The following is a 20,665-nucleotide window of genomic DNA, read 5'->3' as shown; positions in this document are numbered from 1 at the left end:
CTATCGAAAAATGTGCGGCACCTAACGGTCGTTCGCGGAGCCCAGCCTTACCATGGAGTCGTCTGAGTGAGGGACTTGTGCGGCAAACGCACGGTGCCGACAGCTCAACAGGTTAGCCGGTCGCCTCGAGGACCGGCACCAATCTGGGCTGGCGCCACAAGGCGGCAGCCCCCAACGGTAGCGGAGGCCGCCATGTCCGAGATCAAGCAACCCCCCAAGCACCTGGTACGCGAATACCTCGAGCGCCGCGTGCGCGACAGCGCGCCGCCGCCGACGCCCGAGGAAATCCGCCGCCAGCTCGGCTGGGGCATGCTGATGCCGTCCGATCTCAAGATGGGCACCACCCGCTCCTAAGCATCCACCCGCGCCAGGACGGCGCGGCCACCACCGTGCATACGGTGCCAACCAGGAGACCTTCATGACCAAACCTATCGGCAACAAACACGAGGCACAACACCGCGGCAAGAAAGAGCGCCTCGAAATCCGCCGCACCAACATCGCGCGCGAAGCCGTGAAGATCGCCGAAGCCCGCGCCAAGTACCGCAACCAGGTCAAGGGCCGTCCGCAGATGGACCTGTCCGCATCGGCCTGATTCCGCTCTAACGCTGCCCAGCTGGCCCGCCTCCATGGCGGGTTTTTTTTCGGCCGTTCGCCGAATTCTTCTCCATTCACCGCCCCCGTTCCGCCATTCGCCGAAAGGCGCTGTTCCCGCCCATTGCCCTTGCGGTATCGTGTGTCCATACAAACTCACACACACGAGGAGTCACGCAATGTATACCAACGAACACGCATGCAGTGGGCGCAACCAGGCGGTCTGGGGCCTCATGATGATCGCCTTCGGCACCTTCGTCCTGCTCGATCGCATGGATATACTGGACGCCCGCGCCTACTGGCACTACTGGCCGCTGGCCCTGGCCGTGGCGGGTCTCATCCAGATCGTCGGCCGTCCCAGCCCGCGCGAATTCGGCAACGGCATCTGGACGATCTTCATCGGCCTGTGGCTGTTTGCCTGCTTCGAACACGTGTATGGCCTGACTTTCCGCAACAGCTGGCCGCTGTTCATCCTGGCCTGGGGCATCAAGCTGGTGTGCCAGCCCTTCATCGAACGCCGCTTCGCCTCAAGCGCCGCACTCAAGCATCCGGAGACGAAATAATGAGCAAGGAATTCCAGACCAAGGACGACTACCTGTCGAAGCCGCCGCTGCGGGCCAAGCCGGTCAGCAGCCAGGTCGTGCTCGGCCTGCTGGTGATCGTGGCGGGGGTGCTGTTCCTGCTCGATAACCTGCACATCCTCGACCTGCACCGCGCCGTCTCGTTCTGGCCGATGGTCTTCATCATCGTCGGCACGGTCAAGCTGTGCGACACGCAGACCCGCGCCGGCCAGGTCGTCGGCGGCCTCTTCATCGCCATAGGCGGCCTGCTGATCCTGGATCGACTGGACATCATCGACTTCAATTTGCGCACCATGTGGCCGCTATTGTTCATCGGCTTCGGCATCTACACGCTGTACAAGGCCAGGACCGGTCAGCGCCTGCTCCAGTTCCCCGGCCTCAAGGACGAGAAGGACGTGGACGGCACCGGCGTGCTGGACGTCACCGCGATCCTGGGTGGCTTCGAACGGCGCGTGTCCACCCCGGATTTTCGCGGCGGTGAAATCACCGCGGTGATGGGCGGCTGCGCCCTCGACCTGCGTAATTCCTCGATCCAGAGCGAGGCCGTGATCACGGTGTTCGCCTTCTGGGGCGGCGTCACCCTGAAGGTGCCGCCCGACTGGACGGTGGTCCTGAACGGCACGCCGATCATGGGCGGCTTCGAGGAAAAGACCATCGCCCCGCCGGACAACAGCAAGCGCCTGATCGTGCGCGGCTACGCGATCATGGGTGGCGTCGAGGTGCGCAACTGATGGCGGGCGCAGCGTGAGCGGCGGCTTCTGGGCGCGGCGCAGCGTCGCGCTCTACCTGCTGGCCTGGCTGATGCTGGGGATGCTGCTGGCGGGACTGATCGCCGCCACCCTCGACGCCGGGCTGCTCCCCAGCCTGCTGTTCGCGCTGCCGCTGACACTGTTCTATGCCTGCGCCTGCGGCTTCTCCGCCTACTACCTGTGCCGCGCCTATCCGCTCGCGCAGCGTTCGCTGCGCGCGGTGCTGACGGTGTTCCTGTTCAGCGCCCTGAGCGCGGCGCTGCTGTGGTGCGCCGCCGGCAGCGCCTGGGCCGCGCTGTGCCGGCTGCTGCTGCCGGATGGCGGCGCGCCGAATCTGATCCGGCCCTTCGTGGCGGTGATGCTGGGGATCGGGATGCTGCTGTACTGGATGACGGCGGTGGCGCACTACCTGGCGCTGGAATTCGAGCGCGCGCGCCGCGCCGAAACCCAGGCGCTGGAATCGCGCCTGCTGGCCCAGGATGCGGAGCTGCGCATGCTGCGCACCCAGATCGATCCGCACTTCCTGTTCAACAGCCTGAACTCGATCAGTGCGCTCACGGCGATCGACGGCGGACGGGCGCGCGACATGACCCTGCAGCTGGCGGGCTTCTTCCGCCAGACGCTGGGACTGGAAGCGCACCGCAAGGTGGCCTTGCGCGAGGAAGTGGCGCTGGTGGAGCGTTTCCTGGCGATCGAGCAGGTACGCTTCGGACCGCGCCTGGCGTTCACCTTCGGCGTCGGCGAGGGAGCAGACGAATGCCTGCTGCCGCCGATGATCCTGCAACCGCTGGTCGAAAACGCGGTGAAGCACGGGATCGGCCAGCTGCTGGAAGGCGGTAGCATTCGCTTGAAGGCCGAGCGGGCCGGCTCGCTGCTGCGGATCCGCGTCGAGAACGATGTGGACCCCGACGACTCCGGCACCGTCAAAGCCGGCACGGGGATCGGGCTGGTCAATGTCCGGCAACGCCTGGCCGCGGCCTATGGCAGGGAAGCCAGCGTGCACTGGGCACGCGAAGACAATACATTCAGGGTGGACCTGGTGCTGCCCGCACAGACCGAAAGAGATTAGCCATGCGCGTATTGATTGTCGACGACGAACACCTGGCGCGCGCGCTGCTGCGCGAGTACCTGGCTGCCCATGCCGACGTCGACATCGTCGGCGAATGCGCCAACGGTTTCGAGGCCGTGAAGGCGATCGGCGAGCTCGATCCGGAACTGGTCTTCCTCGACATCCAGATGCCCAAGCTGGACGGCTTCGAGGTGGTCGAACTGGCCGGAGGCAAGCCGCACTATGTGTTTGCCACCGCCTACGACCAGTACGCGCTCAAGGCCTTCGAGGTCCATGCGATCGACTACCTGCTCAAGCCCTTCAGCCGCGAACGGCTGGCGCAGGCCCTCGAGCATGCGCGCAGCCGCCGTCCGCAGCAGGCGCAGGTGGAAGCCGTGGTGGCGGACGCCGCCCAGCGCCGCGGCTATCTGGAGCGCGTTTTGATCAAGGACGGCGCGCGCGTGCACGTGGTGCCAAGCTGCAGCATCGACCACATCGAGGCGCAAGACGATTACGTGCAGGTGACGGCGGCTGGTAAGGCCTACCTCAAGAACCAGCGCCTGTCCGAGCTGGAAGCGCAGCTCGACCCGCAAGTGTTCATTCGCATCCACCGTTCGTACATCGTGAACGTGGGCGCGATCGCGCGCATCGAGCCCGCCAGCAAGGACAACTACTGCGCCGTGCTGAAGGACGGCAGCAAGCTGCCGATCAGCCGCAGCGGCTACCAGAAGGTGCGCGACATGATGCGCTAGGCGCGTTTGTCGCGCATGTCCACCTTCCACCAGGCCGGGAGCAGGGTGCGCACGTCCGGCCGGCCGAAACGGTCGTCGATCAGCCACACGACGCCGCGATCGGTTTCGGTGCGAATCACGCGGCCGGCCGCCTGCACCACCTTTTGCATGCCGGGATAAAGATAGGTGTAGTCGTAGCCGGAGCCGAACATCGCCTGCATCCGTTCGCGCAGCTGCTCGTTCACCGGATTCACCTGCGGCAGGCCGAGCGTGGCCACGAAGGCGCCGATCAGGCGCTCGCCCGGCAGGTCGATGCCTTCGCCGAAGGAGCCGCCCAGCACTGCGAAGCCGACGCCGCGCCCGTCATGCGTGAAGCGCTGGAGGAAGGCGACGCGCTCTGCCTCGCTCATGCGGCGCTCCTGGCGCCAGGCCGGCACCTCAGGGCGGCGCGCCTCCAGCTGGGACAGGACCTGCTCCAGGTAATCGAAGCTGCTGAAGAAGGCCAGGTAGTTGCCGGGGCGCTCGCGGTACTGGGTCGCTACAAGGTCGGCGATCGGCGCCAGCGAGGCCGCGCGATGCTGGTAGCGGGTCGAGATGCCGTCGGCAATATGGACCTCGAGCTGGCTGGCGCTGAAGGGCGAAGCGACATCGGCCCAGGCCGTGTCCGCCGGCATGCCGAGCAGGTCGCAGAAGTAGTGCCAGGGACTGAGCGTGGCCGAGAACAGCGTCACCGAATGCGCCAGCGCAAAGCGCGGTCCTAGGTAAGGCGCGGGCACCACGTTGCGGATGCTGATGGTGGAGTCGCGCACCCCGGCGCGCGTGAGGTCGCACAGCGAGTGTTCGCCGAAGGATTCGGCCAGGCGAATGAAGCCGAGCGCATCGAAGTGGAAACGCTGCAGCTCCGGGTCGAGCGGTCCGGGGTATTCGGCCAGGAAGTCGTTGACGGTGCTGGTGGCGTTCTGCAGCGCGTCCAGCAGCTTGGCCGGCAGCTCCGGCAGCACCTGGTAGGGCGCGGGCGCCTCCTTGTCGACGCCGGTCCAGGCGCGGCCGACCCGTTCCAAGGCCTTCTTCACGATCTCCGGCGCATTGGCGCGCGCGGCGCGCAGGTTGTTGCGGTCCAGCTCGATGCTGTACATCGAGCGCGCGCGCGAGACCATGTTGTGGGCCTCATCCACCAGCACGCTGGCGCGCCAGCCGTTGGCCAGCGCTAGCGCATACAGCATCGCGCCGCCGTCGAAATAGTAGTTGTAGTCACCCACCACCATGTCGGCCCAGCGCGCCATTTCGCTGCCGAGGTAGTAGGGGCAGACGTCGTGCGCGAGACCCACTTCGCGCAAGGCTTCGCGGTCAAGGAGCGATACCTGTGCGGCGGCCGCGCGCGCGGCCGGCAGGCGGTCATAGAAGCCTTTCGCGAGCGGACAGGCGTCGCCCTGGCAGGCTTTGTCGGGATGTTCGCAGGCCTTGTCGCGCGCGGTCAGTTCGAGCACGCGCAGCGGAATGGTCTTGCCCGCACCGAGGCTCTCGGCCGCGTCCAGCGCGAGCCGCCGGCCCGGTGTCTTCGCGGCCAGGAAGAACACCTTGTCGAGCTTCTCCTGCGGCATCGCTTTGAGCACCGGGAACAGGCTGCCCACCGTCTTGCCGATGCCGGTCGGCGCCTGCGCCAGCAGGCAGCGGCCGCTCGTGTTCGCGCGGTAGATATTCTCCGCCAGCTCGCGCTGGCCGGGCCGGAAGTCGGCGTGGGGGAAGCGCAGGCCGGCCAGGGCCGCGTCGCGCGCTGCGCGGTGCGCCGCTTCCGAAGCCGCCCAGGCCGAGAAGCGTTCGCACAGCCCCTCGAACAGTGCCGCCAGCGCCGCCGCATCCTGGGTCTCGCGCAGCACCGTCTCCTGGCCACTGCCGATGTCGTAGTAGACCAGCGCCAGCTTGACTTGCTCCAGCCCGAGCTGGCGGCACAGCAGGTGGCCGTAGACGCGCACCTGCGCCCAGTGCAGGTGGCGGTGGTTGTCGGGAATCGCGCTGAACTTGCCGCGGTGGGTCTTGATCTCTTCGATCAGGTTCTGGTCGGGATCGTAGCCGTCGGCGCGCCCGCGCACGTGCAAGTCGCCCCAGCTGCCTTCGAGCGCGACCTCGCTGCGGTAATTGGCGCCGCGCCGGCCCTGCACGACCGCGTGCCCGGCGATGCCCTCCTGGGCAGTGGGCGAGGGCGTGAAGCGCATGTCGAGGTCGCCCTGCTTGGCGGTGAACTCGCACAGGGCACGCACCGCAACCGTGTAGGTCAAGCGGCCTGCTCCCACTGCAGGTAGCACACCGACACCGGCATCCCGTGCGCCGCGCAGTAGTCGATCCAGCGCAGCTGGTTGTCCTGCAGGCGGTCGCCTGGGCCCTTCACCTCGATCATGGTGTAGCGCGCTTCAAGCGGCCAGAACTGGATCAGGTCGGGGAAGCCCGTGTGGTTTTCCTTGACGTCGACCAGGATGCGCTCGCACCACTTGCGCAAGTGGCTGGCCGGGATGCAGGCCAGCGCCAGCTCGATCAGTTCCTCGCTCAGGGCGCCCCAGTAGACGAAGGGAGAGGCGATGCCGGCCTTGTCCCGGTAGTTGCGGCGGACGGTGTCGCGGTAGCTGCCATCCTCCAGCTCGGCCAGGCAGGCCGCGAACTCGGCGGCGCGGCGCTGGGCGAAGTCCGGGCTGTTCAGGTCGGCCGGGCCACGGTGGAAGGGGTGGAAGAAGGCGCCGGGAATGGCCGCGAACACGGCGCGCCAGCACAGCAGGCCGAACAGGGAATTGGCCAGCGCGTTCTCGACGTAGAACACCGGCGCGTCTTCGCTCGCCAGGTGCGCGCGCACCACGCCTTCGACCCACCACTCGCCGCTGGGCATGGGCAGGCGCAGGTCGAGGCGGTCGACGGGGGCGGCGCGGCGCGCCGGCAAACGGGCATGGCCGAGGCGGCGCGCCAGGCGCGGCCCGATGCGCGTCAGGTGCTGGCGTTCGGCCTCGCTTTCCGGGGCGCTTTGGGCCACCTCGAGCAGCGCATAGGCCTCGTCGAAGCGCTCGTGCTTTTCCAGCACCCGGATGGCGCGACCGCGCGCACCGAGGTAGCGGCAGCCCGCATACACGGCGTAGGCATTGTCCCAGTCCTTGAGCTTCTCGAAGCCCTGGCCGATCTGGAACAGCAGCTTCTCGCGCCGGCTCACCAGCCAGTCGTTGTCGAAGACGTGCGAGGGCAGGTCTTGCAGGACGGCGTCGAGGGCTTCGCCGGCGTAGAAGCGTTCCTTGCAGTCGTGCAGGCGCAGGTAATGTTCGACGTCCGCGCGCGACCGGAAACCGCGCGAGGCCTGCGAGATCTCGACCTGCTCGAAGCGGAACATGCCCAGGTCGGACAGCACGAACTCGGTCCAGTCCTGGTGCAGGTTCCCGAAGAAGATCAGGCGCAGGCGGTCGCACAGGGGTTTGACGAGGATGCGCAGGGCGAGGTCGCCGCAGTCGCGGTACCAGTGCGAAAAACAGCGGCTGTCGGCGAATTCGGCGCGCAAGGCTTCCAGCTGCTCGGCCTTGCGCGCGTTCTTCTGCTGCAGGTGCGGATGGAAAGCTGCGGCGATCTCGGGCTTGGACAGCAGGTCGAACAGTTCGTCGAGCGAGACCAGCGGATCGGCTTCGACCCAGCCGGTGGCCAGAAGGTGGCTTGACGCCTCGACCGGGCAGCCGATCTCCGCGTACGTCAGTTTGCTGGCGCGGAACAGCTGCCCCTTGCGCATGACCATGCGCACGAACAGGGCGCGGGCATTCTGGGGCAGCGCGGGGAAGGCTGCCAGGAAGGCGAGTTCGTCCTCGTCCAGCAGATCGCGATAGCGTTCGCCGATCCAATCGAGGACGCGCTGGAAATTATCCAGATAATAAAACTCGTTTTCCAGAACCCTGATCATGCCGTGACGCCTTACTGTGCTTATGTACAGTATAGCGCTTCAGGGCACTTGCGACCCAGCAGTATCCCGATTTTCTCCCGCTGAAGCTGCCGCTTGCGGGCTTTTCGCCACGCTACTCGCGCGGCGGCCGCGGCTTGCAGTTGTCATTTGGGCACAGCAGCTCCGTCATCTGCGAGCTTTCCGGCGCGTGGCCGTTGGCGTGCACGATGACGGCCGAGATCAGGGCGACGTCCGCGTCCACGCCCGCCTCATCGCTCCTGGCCGGGGCGCCGCCGCGCTGGGCCTTGGGCGGCGCCGGCTTGGCGGCGTTTTTCGCCACCAGCGCCGGTTTCGGTTTGGCCGGCGGCGCGGCGGGCCGGGCCAGCGTTTTCGCCTCGGCCGGAGCCGCCACCACCGTACGCGGCGCCGGTGTGGTCTTTGCCACAGGCCGTGGCGGCGGCGCGGCCGGGGCGGGGACCGGCACGCGCACCGGTGGCGCCGCCCTGTCCGGAGCCGGTTTTAGCAGGCGTAGCGGCGGCACCGCGTCGGCCGGCGGCTGGTCGACGATGACGGCCGGGCTGCGCTGCTCGGGCGGGGCAAGCGGCGCCATCGCCACCTGGATGAGCGCCGGGACGGTGCCGGAAACCGCCTCGGGCTGCGCTGCTGCGTTACCGGCATCGGCCAGCGCCGCGTCCTGCACGTTCGGGCGCCGGCCGTCGTTGTTTGCCGCCATCCACACCAGCGAGCCGGTGAGCAGCACCGCCAGCATTGCACTCGCCCCATACCAGGCGAGACGACTGCGGGAGGCGCCGCCCTTGCGCTTGCGGGCCGGTTCGCGTTCCAGCATGGCCAGAATGCTGTCCTCGCCCGAGCTTGTCGGGCGTCGAGACGACATCAGGTTCGGACGCATGGACGGGGATTGATTTTCGTCTGTAGGCCGCACGGCATTACTCCTAAGATTGGTTCTCCCAATTCTGATTAGAAACAATCTTGGAGGTAGCGATGCTGATTTTTCTCGCCCTTCTGTACTTTTGTCTGGCGACCGCTGCGATCTGGCTGGCCTTGTTCCCGGCCGGGCGCGCTTTCCTCGCCCGCAGTCTCTATAGCTTGCGCCAACGGCTGTCCCAGCGCGCCATCGGCTGGCAGATCGCGGGCAGCGGCTACGCCGGCAGGGTGCGCGGCGAGATCCCGCGCGACATCCGGGGCAGCATCCTGCGCTTCATCGGCCGCCACCGCATCGCCTGCGCCATCGGGGTGCCGGCCATCCTGATCCCCTCGCTGCTGGCGCTGGCCCTGAGCAGCCCCACCATGCTGCCGGTGGTCGAAGGCGAAACCATCGTGCCCGACGCCCAGGTGGCGGCCCTGCTGCAGGGCGAGCGCCTGGTACCGCCGGTGGCGCTGCCGCCGATGGCCTTCACCACGGCGGAAGTCGAACTGGTGCGGCCGATGCTGGTGAGCGCCAGCCGCAACTGGGGCCTGCTGCATCCGGACTTCAGCCAGCGCCTGCTGCTGGCATTCAAGATCATGAAGGAAAAACACGGTTACGAGATGGCGCTGCTCGAGGGCTACCGCAGCCCGGCGCGCCAGGACGAGCTGGCCAAGGCCGGCAGCCACGTCACCAATGCGCGCGCCTTCCAGAGCTGGCACCAGTACGGCCTGGCTGCCGACTGCGCCTTCTGGCGCGACGGCAAGCTGGTGATCTCCGAAAAGGATCCCTGGGCCATGCGTGGCTACCAGCTCTACGGCGAAGTGGCGGAATCGCTCGGCCTGACCTGGGGCGGGCGTTGGAAGATGATGGATTTCGGCCACACCGAACTCCGGGTGCGCGGAGTGATGCAGCGATAGGCGAATGCGCAACGCCGGACAAGCTTGCGCCGCAGCAAACCTTGCCCCGCAGCGGCGTGCGAGCATTTCCTATAGAACATCCCTATAACCCAACCCCCGCTCCCGACATGGCACGAATCTGGCAGTTACTGACCGACAGCCGAGTGCTGGTCGCGATCGGCATCGCCGCGCTTGCGGCTTGCCTCTTCATCGGCGCCGACATTATCGGCATCGACCTGATCTGGGCCCTGATCGCAGGGCTGCTGCTGCTCGCCTGTTGGGGCATCTGGTGGGCGGTACGGCGCCACATCCGCGGGCGTGCGGCGCGCCACCTGGGCGAGGCCATCATCCCGGGCGAGGATGCGGCCGCGGCGGGCGGCGGCGAGATGGCGGTCCTGCGCAAGAACATGCTTGAAGCGATCGCCACCATCAAGACCTCGAAGCTGGGTCTGACGCGCGGGGCGGCGGCGCTCTACGAGCTGCCCTGGTACATGATCATCGGGAACCCGGCGGCGGGCAAGAGCAGCGCCATCGCACGCTCGGGCCTCACGTTCCCGATCCCCGGCAACAAGGCGCTGCAGGGCGTGGGCGGGACCCGCAATTGCGACTGGTTCTTCACCACTGACGGCATCCTGCTCGATACCGCCGGCCGCTACTCGGTGCAGGACGACGACCGCGCCGAGTGGTTCAGCTTCCTCGACCTGCTCAAGAGACACCGCAACAAGGCCCCGATCAACGGCATCCTGATCGCGGTCAGCGTGGCCGAACTGGTGGCCGGCCCCACCAGCGCCTCGCACGAACTGGCCAAGAGCCTGCGCACCCGTGTGCAGGAACTCACCGAACGCCTCGGCGTGCATGCGCCGGTCTACGTGGTCTTCACCAAGGCCGACCTGGTGGCTGGCTTCACCGACTTTTTCGCCGACACCGAACGCACGGAGCGCGACCGGATATGGGGCGCCACGCTGCGCTACAACCGCCGCAGCGCGCCGCAGGACGTGCTGGGCTTCTTCGACGAGCATTTCGACGAACTGTACGACGGCCTGAAAGAGATGAGCCTGGCGAACATGGGAGCGAACCGCAGCACCCAGATGCGTCCCGGCGTGTTTACCTTCCCGCTCGAGTTCGCGGCAATCAAGACGCCGCTGCGCGCCTTCCTTTCGACTTTATTCGAAGAGAACACCTACCAGTTCAAGCCGGTCTTCCGCGGCTTCTACTTCACCAGCGCGCTGCAGGAAGGCAGCGTACAGGACCTGTCGAGCAAGCGCGTCGCGAGCCGCTTCGACCTGGCGCTGCGCGAGCAGAAGGGCGGGGAAGTGGCCGAGCAGTCGGGGTACTTCCTGCTCGACCTGTTCCGCAAGGTGATCTTCGCCGACAAGGAGCTGGTCAAGCGCTACACCAATCCGCTTGCTGCGCGCCGGAAAGTGGCCGCCTTCTTCGGCGCCACCATCCTGCTGGGCGCCGCGCTGGGCGGCTGGAGCTGGTCCTACATGGGCAATCGCCAGCTGGTGGCCAACGTCCAGTCGGACCTCGACAAAGTGGCCAGGCTGCAGGCCGGCCGCATCGACTTGCAGTCGCGTCTGGAGGCCCTCGACATCCTGCAGGACCGCATCGAGCAGCTCGACAAATACCACCGGGAGACGCCATGGGCGCTGGGCTTCGGCCTGTATCAGGGCGAGGCGCTGGAGCGCAAGCTGCGCGACGAATACTTCGCCGGGGTCCGTGCGGTGATGGTGGAGCCGGTCACGGCCTCGCTGGAAAGCATGCTGGCCGAGGTCAACGCGAATGCGGCCCAGCTGCAGCCCTCCACCTCGCCGGATGCGGCCAGCGCCCATTTGGTCTCGGCCCCAGCGGCGGCGCCGGCCGCCGGCCAGTACCAGAGCGTCTCCGCCACCAGCGTGGCCGACGCCTATAACGCGCTCAAGACTTACCTGATGTTGGGCGACAAATCGCGCGCCGAACCGGGCCACCTGAACGACCAGCTGACCCGCTACTGGCGCACCTGGCTGGAAGCGAATCGGGGCAACATGCCGCGCGAGCAGATGATCCGCAGCGCCGAACGCCTGCTGACCTTCCACCTGTCGCGGGTAGAAGATCCGGCCTGGCCGCAGATGACGCTCAAACTGAGCCTGCTCGACGGCACCCGCGAGCACCTGCGCCGCGTGGTGCGCGGTACTTCGGCGCGTGAACGTGTCTACAACGACATCAAGACCCGCGCCGCGACCCGCTTCCCGGCGGTGACGGTGGCGCGTATCGTCGGCGAGCAGGACCAGGGCCTGGTGGCCGGCAGCCATGCGGTCAGCGGCGCCTTTACCCGGCAGGCCTGGAAGGACTACGTAGCGGGAGCGATCCGCGACGCCTCCAGCAGCGAGGCAAAGATCGACGACTGGGTGCTCAAGACGGCCTCGAAGGACGATCTGACGCTCGAGGGCAGCCCGGACCAGATCCAGAAGGCCCTGATCGACCTGTACAAGGCCGAATATGCGCGCGAGTGGCTCAAGTTCGTGCAGGGTGTCGCGATTGCCGACCTGAAGGGCTTCGACGGCAGCGTGCAGGCGATGAACCGCCTGGGCGACCCGCAAGCCTCGCCGATCGCGAAGCTGCTGCGCACCATCTACGATGAAACCGTGTGGGACAACCCGGGCGCGGCGGGCGCCGGCCTGTCCAAGACCGAGCGGACGTTTGCCGAATGGTTCAAGGAAGTCATCCTGCGCCGTGCTCCGTCCGATGCGCGCACGCTGGCGAATGCGGTCGACCCGGCCGCGCTCATGGGCGGGCAAGGCGTGGGTCCGATCGGGCGCGAGTTCGCGGGCGTCGCGCGCCTGGTCGGGGTCAAGGAGAAGGACGCGTCCCTGATGACCGGCTACCTCGACGCGCTGTCGAAACTGCGCACCCGCCTCAACGCCCTGAAGAACCAGGGCGACCCGGGCCCCGGCGCCAAGCAGTTCATGCAGCAGACCCTGGAAGGCAGCGGCTCCGAACTGGCCGACGCCCTGCGCTACGTGGACGAGCAGATGCTGACGGGGATGAGCGATACCCAGAAGGCGGCCCTGCGCCCGCTGCTGGTACGCCCCTTGACACAGACCTTCGCCATGATCGTGATGCCCTCCGAGGCCGAGATCAACAAGACCTGGCAGGTGCAGGTGGTCGAACCCTTCCAGCGTACGCTGGCCGGCAAGTATCCGTTCGCGGCCGGCTCCAATGTCGAAGCCACGCCCGGCGAGATCGGTCAGATCTTCGGGCCGGAAGGCGAGGTGGCGAAATTCGTCAATACCGCCATGGGCCCGCTGGTGGTGCGGCGCGGCGACGTGCTCTCGGCCCGCACCTGGGCCGACATCGGCATCACGCTGGCGCCCCAGGCGGTGAGCGGCTTCCCGGGCTGGGTGGCGCCGCTGTCCTCGAAAGGCGTCGCCTCGGGCAACGGCCCGCAGACGGTGTTCCAGATCCTGCCGCAGGCGGCGCCGGGCGTGCTCGAATACACGCTCGACATCGACGGCCAGCAGCTGCGCTACAAGAACTCGGCGGCCAGCTGGACCAATATGGTGCATCCGGGACCACAGGGCATGGCGGGCGTGCGCATCAGCGCCGTCACCTTCGATGGCCGCACGGTCGAACTGTTGAACGAACCCGGTCAGTCCGGCCTGAAACGCATGATCGACGCGGCCCAGAAGAAGAAAAAGGATGGCGGCGTGCACGAGCTGCGCTGGAGCGCGGGGAACATCGCCGTGACGGTCGACCTGAAAATCGTCAGCAGCGCGTCCGCCAACGGCAGCGGCGAGCAGAGCCAGGGCTTCCGCGGCCTGCGCCTGCCGACCACCATCGTCGGCCGCGCGCCGGACACGCCAGCCGGCCAGCCGGCCCTGGCGAGCGTCAACGGAGGCCAGTGATGCGCGGTCCTGCTTCGGAACGGATCGGATACTTCGGCAAGGTGCCGGCGCGCGCGGATTTCGTCAAGCTGGCCGACGACCCGGCCGCCATCGCGATGCTCGACCGCTGGCTGGCCCAGGTCATGACGCTGCTGCCCTCGGACGCGCGCTGGCGCATCAACTACGATGCCATGCCGCCGGTCAGCTTCGCGCTGGTGGGTCCGGCCCGCCGCCATGCCATCGCGGGCCACCTGCTGGCCAGCCACGACCAGTCGGGACGGCGCTTTCCCTTCCTGGCCGCGCGCACCCACGCGGTGCTGGACCCGGTCGCGTTCGTGACGCGCTGCCCGCTGGCGTTTGCGCCGCTGTGGTCCTTCCTCGAATCGCGCTGTCCGCGCGTGCTGTGCGAGGCCGATCCGGCGCCCCACCTACAGGCCATCGCCGACGCGGCGGTGACGCTGGGCGATGCCGAGCCGACCCTGTCGCAGTTGCTCGCCAATGGCACCGTCGGCTCGCTCGGCGCGCTGCTGGGGGAGCGCCAGTTCGCGCGCATGGTGCTGGCGCTGGGCCTGCTGCTGCAGCCCGTGATGCACAGCCAGCCGGCAGAACTGCACAAAAGCCTGGTCCTGCCGCTGCCGAACGACGCCGGGGCGCGCTATCCGGTGGCGGCGTTCTGGCTGCAGCTGGTGGCGCCCTTCCTGCGCCGCTCGAATTTCGACCTGGCGATCTTCATCACGCGCCAGGAAGGGCGGCCGGTGCTGGTGGTGGGCTTCTGCGCGGCCCTGGCCGAAACCCTGCGCGCGCTGGTCGACCCACTGGTGGGCGCCGAGCAGCAGGTGCGCTTGAGCGACACCGGCTGGATCGACGAACAGCTCTACATCGACACCGACGTGCGCTCGCTGGCGAGCTACCTGGCGCAGTCCGACCTGCCGCTCGGCCTGGCGCGCGACATGTTCATGAAGACCTTCATTGGAGCTGCGACGTGAAACCATTCGCATTCATCGCCGTTGCCGTCTTCGCCGGCGCGGCACATGCCCAGCAGGAAGCGCCGGTCGTCGTCAGCGGCACCGTGGCCGACGAGGCTACCCGCGCTGCGCTGCTCGAGCGCCTGCGCGGCGTCTACGGCGCCGGGCGCGTGGTCGACCAGCTGTCGGTCGGCACCGTGGCGGCGCCGGCCAACTGGAACGAGTACGTCTCGAAGCTGATCAACCCCAACCTCAAGCTGGTCAGCCGCGGCCAACTGAAGGTCGAAGGCAGCAACGTCAGCCTGCGCGGCGACGTCGCGAACGAAGAACAGCGCCAGAAGATCGCCGGCGACATCGCCGCCAGCCTGAATCCGACCTACACCGTCAACAACGGGCTGCGGGTGACGATGAGGCAGCAGGACGTGCTGGATGCGGCGCTGGCCAACCGGATCATCGAATTCGAGTCGGGCAAGGCGACGCTTACCGAGGCGGGGATGAAGGTGCTGGACCAGATGAGCGCCGCGATGCAGCAGATCAAGGGCGTGAAGGTGGAGGTGATCGGGCATACCGACAATGCCGGTTCGCGCGCGGGCAACCTGTCGCTAAGCCAGGCGCGGGCGGAAGCAGTCAAGACCTACGTCGTCGGTAAGGGCATCGCGGCGGACACGATCGCGGTGTCGGGGGAGGGGCCGGACCGGCCGGTAGCGGATAACCGCACGGCGGAGGGGAAGGCGAGGAATCGGCGGATCGAGTTCAAGGTGATTCAGTAGCTGCGCATGAACTTGGGCCCCGGCCTGCGCTGGGGCGACGGTCTTGGGGCCAACGAAGCAAGCACGTCGTCCCGGCGGAGGCCGGGACCCAAGTCACTCAAGGAAGTGTAATCGTCACATTTGCCGCCTTCGGCGGCAGCTTCACCAGGTCGTTGTACTTGGCCATCTGCGTCCCGGTCTCGTTCGACAGCGCGTTACGGAAGCCCACGTAGGCCCCCAGTCCCGCCACCATGAACACCGCCCCCAGCACCCACAGCGACAGGTCGCTCTGCAGCCGGTTGACCACCTGGTCCGGCCGCTCGGCGTGCGGGGCGAAGCCGCGCGTGCGGCCGCGCATGCGGGCGATTTCGTCGCCCAGGCGCGCCACCAGGTAATCAAGCTTGTCGCGCCCGTCCAGGGCGTAGCGTCCCTGGAAGCCGAGCAGCAGGCACATATGGAAGACTTCCAGCGCCTCCACGTGCACCTGCCCCTTGGCGCGCAGGTCTTCGAGGCGGTGGAAGAAGTGCTCGCCCGCGAGCTGGTCGCCGAACACGCGCAGCTGCAAGGGGCGGGTCTCCCAGGCTTCGCGCACCTCGAAGGTCGAGCGCAGGATGATCTCGTCCACCGCTGAGCAGAACGCGTACTTGGCCGCGGTCACGTCCTCGGCCGAGATGCCGAGGGCCTTGGCGTTGCGGTCGACGTCGGCCAGGAAGCCGGTCATGTTGTCGGAGAAGGCCACCTTGTCCTGCGGCCCGCAGCCGTTCTTCAGCAGGAACAGGGCATAGAAACCTTCGTACATGATGTCCACCAGGCGCTGGGGCGGGCGCTCCGCCTTCTGGCCCGGCTGCGGCGCCACGCGCCGTTCGATGAAGGCGCTCATGCGGCCACCGCGATCAGTTCGAGGCGCAGGTCGCGGATCCCATTCGGGACGTAGATCGAGATCGCCTGCGATTTCAGCATCGTTTCATACAGCATGCCACGGTTCTCCAGGATGAAGTAATAGGTATCGGGCCGCACCGGCACCGCCGCCGGCACCTGGGGCGCATGCACCAGCTTCACGCCGGGCAGGGCCGACAGCACGAACTTGTCGACGTCTTCCGGCGCGCCGACCTTGAACTGCAGCGGCACCACGTCGACCAGCTGCAGCGCTGGCATGTCGGCCGCCACCGCCAGGTAGAGCGTGGTTTGCAGGTTGATGCGTCCCGAGTCGAGCGCGCCCAGGTAGTAGGAGGGGCGCTCGCGGTTCAGGACGATCGTGAAGTAGCGCGACGAAATCACGGTGTCTAACAGGTCGCGGATGATGCCGTCCAGGCGCGCGAACTGCGGACCCGGATCGGCGTGCACGTAGGACGGCAGGTCTTCCAGCCGGTAGCTGCGCGAGTAGGTCATCAGGCCGCCGGCGAGGGCCAGCAGCTCGCCGAACAGGCGCTCCGGATGCAGGTCGCGGTGGCCCAGGTAGTGCGACAGCGCGGCGTAGCCGGTGCTGGCCGTGTGCAGCAGCCAGAAGGCGGAGACGTCGCCGCCGCGGATCTCGATCACGTTCTTGCTCGGCTCGCGCATGTGGCCGTACAGGGCGTTGACCTTGGCCAGCAGCTTTTCCATCAGGCGCGCCAGGTTCAGGTGCAGGCCGGGCGCGGCGTCGATCGACAGGCTGGGCGGAACGAAGGAGGGATCGGCCTCGAAGCCCCCTGTCGGCACGCGCCGCAGCCGCACCAGCGGGAAGCTGTCGTAGGCTTCCAGCGGCTCGGTATCGGCTACCAGCCGCAGCGCCTTGCGCAGGTAGCTGATCGGCGCCTCGGCCGCGCGCGTGTACAGGTCCTGGGTATCGCGCTCGTGGCTGGAAAAGCGGGCGTCCGGCGGCGCATCGCCTTCCGGCGCTTGGTTGTCGCCCCAGGCTTTGAGCGCCGGCAGGGCTGCGTGGAAGGTCACTGTCTGCAGGCCGGCGGGCAGCTCGCCCAGGCGCACCTGCAGCGGCAGCGGATCGCCGTCGGGAGCGCGGTAGACTTCACCGTCGGGGAACAGGACCGATAGTTCTTCGACCCGCAACACGTCGTGGCGCAGCGCCTCGTAGTCGACCACCAGCTTGCGCACACCCCAGGCATAGGGATGCAACGCGCAGGCCGTCTGGTTCAGGCGCGCCTCGTGGTAGCGGTCCTGCTGCTGGAAATGCTGGGGCCGCAGGAAAAGTCCCTCGCCCCACAGTAGCTTCGCTGGCATGCTCATCGGCGCCTCCGGCTCCAGAAATTCCTAGCTTGGCGGAAACAACGCCAGATTCATTGACAGCGCACAGAAGAAAGCGTCGATGTCTGGGAACTGCTACCCATGGTGAGTGCACAGGCGTGCAGGCCCACGGTAAGGCCGGCGCGTTCGGCATCGGCAGCGGCTACGGTGGCGCGCCAGCGCTGCTCGGCGGGACGCTGGAACAGGGCGACCACGGCCAGGTGGCTCGCCTCGCGGCTGACCTTCTCCTGCACCTCGTAGCGCTGGCCCGGCACCAGCATGATCTCGCGCACCTCGACCAGGTCGGCGCCCAGGCTCTCGCGTTCGGCCTGCGGGTTCAGGAAGGTCGAGTAGGGCGCCTGGCCGAAGGCGTCAGGGCGGCGCAGCTTGTACAGGCGCACGGCCAGCGCGATCGGCTGGCCGCGCTTGTCGAGGTTGAGCTTGGGCGAGGCGTGCAGGCGCAGCGCGACGGTACGCGGCGGTTTCTGGGCGTCGGGCAGTTCCAGCGCCTTGCTTGCGATCCCGTTGCTGCCGCAGCTGGCCACCAGGCAGGTCATGGTCAGGGCGGCCAGGCACGAAATTGTTCTCATCGCCATTTCCTTCACTCATCGTTTGCGGGCACAAGCACGGATTGAAACCCAGCGGTGTGCGCGTGCTGTGATCGCGCGCAAGCGCAAGTCGTCAACGTGGCAAAGAAAGCGAACTCGGCTTTGATTGACAGTGCGCAACTTCCGCCGGAAGCGCATGCGAATAATGGTGGCTGGTTTAACTGTCGTGGAGAGCCAGCATGTACAAACGCTTGATGCCGTTGATCGTAGGAGTCGTCGCCCTGGCCGGGTGCGCCAGCGGCCCGCAAAGCGGTGGGAGCACGTCGACCGCCGCCGCAGGAGAGCAAGTCTTTACCGAGGCCGACAAAGCGATCGCCTCGAAACAGGAAGAGAAGGCCTACGCCATGCTCAAGGCCGCAGGTGAGGCGCACCCGGTCGACAAGCGGCCGTGGGTGAAGATGGCGCAAATCCGCTTCAACGCCGGCGTGTACGGGGAAGCGATTACCAATGCCCAGGAGGCCTTGGAGCGCGATCCGGACGATACGGTGGCACACAGCATCGTTGCCGTGAGCGGCTTGCGTGTGGCCAGCAAGGCCTTGGCCGACCTGACCCGCAAGAACAACCTCAATGGCGACGTGAAGAGCGAGGCGCAGGACCTGGCCAAGCTGCTGCGCACCAGCATCGGTGATCCCATCATCGTCCCCAAAGACACAAAGACCAAGACTGAGCCGCGACGGGCGCCGTCCGTGCCAGCACAGCCTGCGCCTCCGACCAAGGCGGCCAGCAACGATAAGGATCCCTTCGGCAGTCTGAAATAAACCGCATGCCGGCGTCGCCGGCTGTCCCATCCCACCGCAACCTGGAGTCGACATGGCCAAGAGTGAAAGCGTGCAGAAACGCTTGCAAAAGGTGCGCGCGCCACGCGTGCAGATGACGTATGACGTCGAGATCGGCGACGCCATCGAAAACAAGGAACTGCCCTTCGTGGTCGGCGTGGTGGGCGACTTCGGGAACGATCCGTCGCAGGAGAAGAAGCGCCTGAAGGACAAGAAGTTCGTCAACGTCGATGCCGGCAATTTCGATGAGGTGCTGGGCGCGGTGGCGCCGAGCGTGAACTTCAGGGTCGACAACCACCTGTCGCCGGAAGGCGGCCAGTTCCCGGTGCAGCTGCAGTTCAAGGAGATGGACGACTTCCGTCCGGAGTCCGTGGTGCGGCAGGTCGCGCCGCTGAGCGGCCTGCTGGAGGCGCGTACCAAGCTGGCCGACCTGCGCAACAAGCTGGCCGGGAACGACAAGCTGGAAGACATTCTCAGCGAAGTGCTGGGCAATACCGAAAAGCTGGCAAGCCTGAAGAAGCAGGACAAACCCGAAGGGGAGGCATGAGATGGCGGCAGTCCTCGATACCGCAAGCAAGACGGCGCCCGCAGTCGAACTGGATGCGTCGCTGCTCGACCAGATCGTCGAGCAGAGCCGGGTCGCGAAATCCACCAGCGAGCATGAACGCGCACGCGACATCATCTCGGAACTCGTGACCCAGGTGATGCAGGGCACGATGGTCATGTCGAACAACCTCTCAAGCATGATCGACGCCCGCCTGGCCGAGCTGGATCGCATGATCTCCGACCAGCTGTCGGCCGTGATGCACGCCCCCGAATTCCAGAAGCTCGAGCGCAGCTGGACCGGTTTGAACTACCTGGTCAAGAACAGCGCCACCAGCGCCAACCTGCAGATCCGCATGCTCAACGCCAGCAAGCGCGAACTGGTGAAGGACTTCCAGTCGGCCCTGGAATTCGACCAGAGCAGCATGTTCAAGAAGGTCTACGAGGAAGAATTCGGCACCTTCGGCGGCGCCCCCTACGGCACCCTGATCGGCGACTTCGAGATCTCGCGCCAGCCCGAGGACATCTACTTCCTGGAGCAGATGTCGCACGTGGCCGCCGCCAGCCATGCGCCCTTCATCACATCAAGCGCGCCAGAGCTGTTCGGCATCGAGAGCTTCGGCGACCTGGGCAAGCCGCGCGACCTGGCGAAAGTCTTCGACACTGTCGAATACGCCAAGTGGAAGGCCTTCCGCGAATCCGAAGACGCGCGCTACGTCGGCCTGACCCTGCCGCGCTTCCTCGGGCGCCTGCCGTACCACCCGGCCGACGGCATGACCACTGAAGGCTTCAATTTCGTCGAGGACGTGGACGGGAGCGATCACCAGAAGTACCTGTGGTGTAACGCCGCCTATGCCTTCGCCTCGAAACTGACCAAGGCCTTCGAGGACTATGGCTGGTGCGCGGCGATCCGCGGCGTGGAGGGCGGCGGCCTGGTGGAGAATCTGCCGGCCCACACCTTCAAGACCGACGAAGGCGAGGTGGCGCTCAAGTGCCCGACCGAACTGGCGATCACCGACCGCCGCGAGAAGGAGCTGTCGGACCTCGGCTTCATCTCCCTGGTCCACTGCAAGAACACCTCCTACGCGGCCTTCTTCGGCGCCCAGTCGGCGCAGAAGGCGAAGAAGTACAACAACGAGGCCGCCAATGCGAATGCCGTGCTGTCCTCGCAGCTGCAGTACATCTTCGCGGTCTCGCGCATCGCCCATTACATGAAGGCCATGATGCGCGACAAGATCGGCAGCTTCGCGGCGGCGTCGAATGTGGAGGACTACCTGAACCGCTGGCTGACCCAGTACGTGCTCCTCGACGACAACGCGAGCCAGGACCAGAAGGCCCAGTTCCCGCTGCGCGAGGCCAGCGTGCAGGTGTCCGAAGTGCCGGGCCGTCCGGGCGTGTACCGCGCGGTGTCCTTCCTGCGTCCCCACTTCCAGCTCGACGAGCTGTCCGTTTCGCTCCGACTGGTCGCGGAGCTCCCGCAGTCGACCAACGGCTAAGCAGTCTTTTTCAACAACAGAAA

Annotated in this window: 19 protein-coding genes; 13 read left to right on the top strand and 6 right to left on the bottom strand. The window is 66.9% G+C overall.

The features are described from left to right. Positions 1-192: 192 nt before the first annotated feature. The 6 genes from GV068_RS24850 (at position 193) to GV068_RS00240 (ending at position 3,721) form a co-directional block, all read left to right on the top strand. Positions 193-354, top strand: coding sequence for a hypothetical protein (locus GV068_RS24850; protein ID WP_201303219.1), 162 nt, complete (start codon positions 193-195; stop codon positions 352-354). Between the two features lie 64 nt (positions 355-418). Continuing rightward, positions 419-592 (top strand): hypothetical protein, encoded by a 174-nt coding sequence (locus tag GV068_RS24845; protein WP_201303218.1) that lies wholly within the window; start codon positions 419-421, stop codon positions 590-592. Between the two features lie 178 nt (positions 593-770). After that, positions 771-1,154 carry a LiaI-LiaF-like domain-containing protein gene (locus GV068_RS00255; RefSeq protein ID WP_159695448.1) on the top strand — a complete coding sequence of 128 codons (384 nt, stop codon included), beginning with the start codon at positions 771-773 and terminating at the stop codon, positions 1,152-1,154. Continuing rightward, a complete protein-coding gene (locus GV068_RS00250) occupies positions 1,154-1,903 on the top strand; it encodes a LiaI-LiaF-like domain-containing protein (RefSeq protein WP_159695447.1) in 750 nt (249 codons plus the stop codon). The genes GV068_RS00255 and GV068_RS00250 overlap by 1 nt, the downstream gene beginning before the upstream one ends. Positions 1,904-1,916: 13 nt before the next feature. Further along, on the top strand, positions 1,917-2,990 hold the full coding sequence (locus GV068_RS00245) for a sensor histidine kinase (RefSeq protein WP_229463536.1): 1,074 nt from the start codon (positions 1,917-1,919) through the stop codon (positions 2,988-2,990). A gap of 2 nt (positions 2,991-2,992) precedes the next feature. Beyond that, positions 2,993-3,721: a LytTR family DNA-binding domain-containing protein gene (locus GV068_RS00240; RefSeq protein WP_159695446.1), complete on the top strand. Its 729-nt coding sequence runs from the start codon at positions 2,993-2,995 to the stop codon at positions 3,719-3,721. Here the strand turns inward: GV068_RS00240 and GV068_RS00235 are convergent. The 3 genes from GV068_RS00235 to GV068_RS24840 all read right to left on the bottom strand — a co-directional run bounded on the left by GV068_RS00235 (position 3,718) and on the right by GV068_RS24840 (position 8,493). Further along, entirely contained in the window at positions 3,718-5,976 is a 2,259-nt protein-coding gene (locus GV068_RS00235) for an ATP-dependent DNA helicase (RefSeq protein WP_201303217.1), read from the bottom strand. The genes GV068_RS00240 and GV068_RS00235 overlap by 4 nt on opposite strands. After that, positions 5,973-7,619 (bottom strand): VRR-NUC domain-containing protein, encoded by a 1,647-nt coding sequence (locus GV068_RS00230; protein WP_159695445.1) that lies wholly within the window; start codon positions 7,617-7,619, stop codon positions 5,973-5,975. The genes GV068_RS00235 and GV068_RS00230 overlap by 4 nt, the downstream gene beginning before the upstream one ends. Positions 7,620-7,731: 112 nt before the next feature. Continuing rightward, on the bottom strand, positions 7,732-8,493 hold the full coding sequence (locus GV068_RS24840) for a hypothetical protein (RefSeq protein WP_201303216.1): 762 nt from the start codon (positions 8,491-8,493) through the stop codon (positions 7,732-7,734). Positions 8,494-8,600: 107 nt separating this feature from the next. Here GV068_RS24840 and GV068_RS00220 point away from each other — a divergent pair, with 107 nt between their 5' ends. From GV068_RS00220 to GV068_RS00205, 4 genes are all read left to right on the top strand, one after another. Beyond that, complete coding sequence (locus GV068_RS00220) at positions 8,601-9,443, top strand: M15 family metallopeptidase (RefSeq protein WP_159695444.1); 843 nt, start codon at positions 8,601-8,603, stop codon at positions 9,441-9,443. Between the two features lie 107 nt (positions 9,444-9,550). Further along, positions 9,551-13,306 (top strand): type VI secretion system membrane subunit TssM, encoded by a 3,756-nt coding sequence (gene tssM, locus GV068_RS00215; RefSeq protein WP_159695443.1) that lies wholly within the window; start codon positions 9,551-9,553, stop codon positions 13,304-13,306. Continuing rightward, complete coding sequence (tagF, locus tag GV068_RS00210; protein ID WP_159695442.1) at positions 13,306-14,271, top strand: type VI secretion system-associated protein TagF; 966 nt, start codon at positions 13,306-13,308, stop codon at positions 14,269-14,271. Before tssM ends, tagF begins: the two co-directional genes overlap by 1 nt. Next, entirely contained in the window at positions 14,268-15,020 is a 753-nt protein-coding gene (locus GV068_RS00205; protein WP_373888395.1) for an OmpA family protein, read from the top strand. The genes tagF and GV068_RS00205 overlap by 4 nt, the downstream gene beginning before the upstream one ends. 97 nt (positions 15,021-15,117) lie before the next feature. Here the strand turns inward: GV068_RS00205 and icmH are convergent, their stop codons facing one another. The 3 genes from icmH to tssJ are packed head-to-tail and all read right to left on the bottom strand — an operon-like array spanning position 15,118 to position 17,809. After that, a complete protein-coding gene (gene icmH, locus GV068_RS00200) occupies positions 15,118-15,879 on the bottom strand; it encodes a type IVB secretion system protein IcmH/DotU (RefSeq protein ID WP_159695441.1) in 762 nt (253 codons plus the stop codon). After that, entirely contained in the window at positions 15,876-17,222 is a 1,347-nt protein-coding gene (gene tssK / locus GV068_RS00195) for a type VI secretion system baseplate subunit TssK (RefSeq protein ID WP_159695440.1), read from the bottom strand. The genes icmH and tssK overlap by 4 nt, the downstream gene beginning before the upstream one ends. Before the next feature lie 50 nt (positions 17,223-17,272). After that, on the bottom strand, positions 17,273-17,809 hold the full coding sequence (gene tssJ, locus GV068_RS00190; protein ID WP_159695439.1) for a type VI secretion system lipoprotein TssJ: 537 nt from the start codon (positions 17,807-17,809) through the stop codon (positions 17,273-17,275). A gap of 197 nt (positions 17,810-18,006) precedes the next feature. On the opposite strand from tssJ, the gene GV068_RS00185 reads away from it, so the two are divergent. Genes GV068_RS00185 through tssC form a run of 3 tightly spaced genes read left to right on the top strand, consistent with a single transcriptional unit; the run spans position 18,007 to position 20,642 of the window. Beyond that, entirely contained in the window at positions 18,007-18,585 is a 579-nt protein-coding gene (locus GV068_RS00185; protein ID WP_159695438.1) for a M48 family metallopeptidase, read from the top strand. Positions 18,586-18,637: 52 nt separating this feature from the next. Further along, positions 18,638-19,150, top strand: a complete 513-nt coding sequence (gene tssB, locus GV068_RS00180) for a type VI secretion system contractile sheath small subunit (protein WP_159695437.1) — start codon at positions 18,638-18,640, stop codon at positions 19,148-19,150. A gap of 1 nt (position 19,151) precedes the next feature. Beyond that, positions 19,152-20,642 (top strand): type VI secretion system contractile sheath large subunit, encoded by a 1,491-nt coding sequence (gene tssC / locus GV068_RS00175; RefSeq protein ID WP_159695436.1) that lies wholly within the window; start codon positions 19,152-19,154, stop codon positions 20,640-20,642. The last annotated feature ends 23 nt before the right edge of the window (positions 20,643-20,665 follow it).

Source organism: Massilia sp. 9I (genome assembly GCF_902506415.1).
GTDB lineage: Bacteria > Pseudomonadota > Gammaproteobacteria > Burkholderiales > Burkholderiaceae_D > Telluria.
This window is presented reverse-complemented; position numbering and strand designations above follow the sequence as displayed.

What these genes read in the sequence shown, in the direction of transcription:
- GV068_RS24850 (WP_201303219.1), top strand. Translation starts at nt 193, where the DNA reads ATGTCCGAGATCAAGCAACCCCCCAAGCACCTGGTACGCGAATACCTC.
- tssM (WP_159695443.1), top strand. Translation starts at nt 9,551, where the DNA reads ATGGCACGAATCTGGCAGTTACTGACCGACAGCCGAGTGCTGGTCGCG.
- tssC (WP_159695436.1), top strand. Translation starts at nt 19,152, where the DNA reads ATGGCGGCAGTCCTCGATACCGCAAGCAAGACGGCGCCCGCAGTCGAA.
- GV068_RS00255 (WP_159695448.1), top strand. Translation starts at nt 771, where the DNA reads ATGTATACCAACGAACACGCATGCAGTGGGCGCAACCAGGCGGTCTGG.
- tssJ (WP_159695439.1), bottom strand. Translation starts at nt 17,809, where the DNA reads ATGAGAACAATTTCGTGCCTGGCCGCCCTGACCATGACCTGCCTGGTG.
- tssB (WP_159695437.1), top strand. Translation starts at nt 18,638, where the DNA reads ATGGCCAAGAGTGAAAGCGTGCAGAAACGCTTGCAAAAGGTGCGCGCG.
- tssK (WP_159695440.1), bottom strand. Translation starts at nt 17,222, where the DNA reads ATGAGCATGCCAGCGAAGCTACTGTGGGGCGAGGGACTTTTCCTGCGG.
- icmH (WP_159695441.1), bottom strand. Translation starts at nt 15,879, where the DNA reads ATGAGCGCCTTCATCGAACGGCGCGTGGCGCCGCAGCCGGGCCAGAAG.
- GV068_RS00240 (WP_159695446.1), top strand. Translation starts at nt 2,993, where the DNA reads ATGCGCGTATTGATTGTCGACGACGAACACCTGGCGCGCGCGCTGCTG.
- GV068_RS00185 (WP_159695438.1), top strand. Translation starts at nt 18,007, where the DNA reads ATGTACAAACGCTTGATGCCGTTGATCGTAGGAGTCGTCGCCCTGGCC.
- tagF (WP_159695442.1), top strand. Translation starts at nt 13,306, where the DNA reads ATGCGCGGTCCTGCTTCGGAACGGATCGGATACTTCGGCAAGGTGCCG.
- GV068_RS00220 (WP_159695444.1), top strand. Translation starts at nt 8,601, where the DNA reads ATGCTGATTTTTCTCGCCCTTCTGTACTTTTGTCTGGCGACCGCTGCG.
- GV068_RS00230 (WP_159695445.1), bottom strand. Translation starts at nt 7,619, where the DNA reads ATGATCAGGGTTCTGGAAAACGAGTTTTATTATCTGGATAATTTCCAG.
- GV068_RS24840 (WP_201303216.1), bottom strand. Translation starts at nt 8,493, where the DNA reads ATGTCGTCTCGACGCCCGACAAGCTCGGGCGAGGACAGCATTCTGGCC.
- GV068_RS00250 (WP_159695447.1), top strand. Translation starts at nt 1,154, where the DNA reads ATGAGCAAGGAATTCCAGACCAAGGACGACTACCTGTCGAAGCCGCCG.
- GV068_RS24845 (WP_201303218.1), top strand. Translation starts at nt 419, where the DNA reads ATGACCAAACCTATCGGCAACAAACACGAGGCACAACACCGCGGCAAG.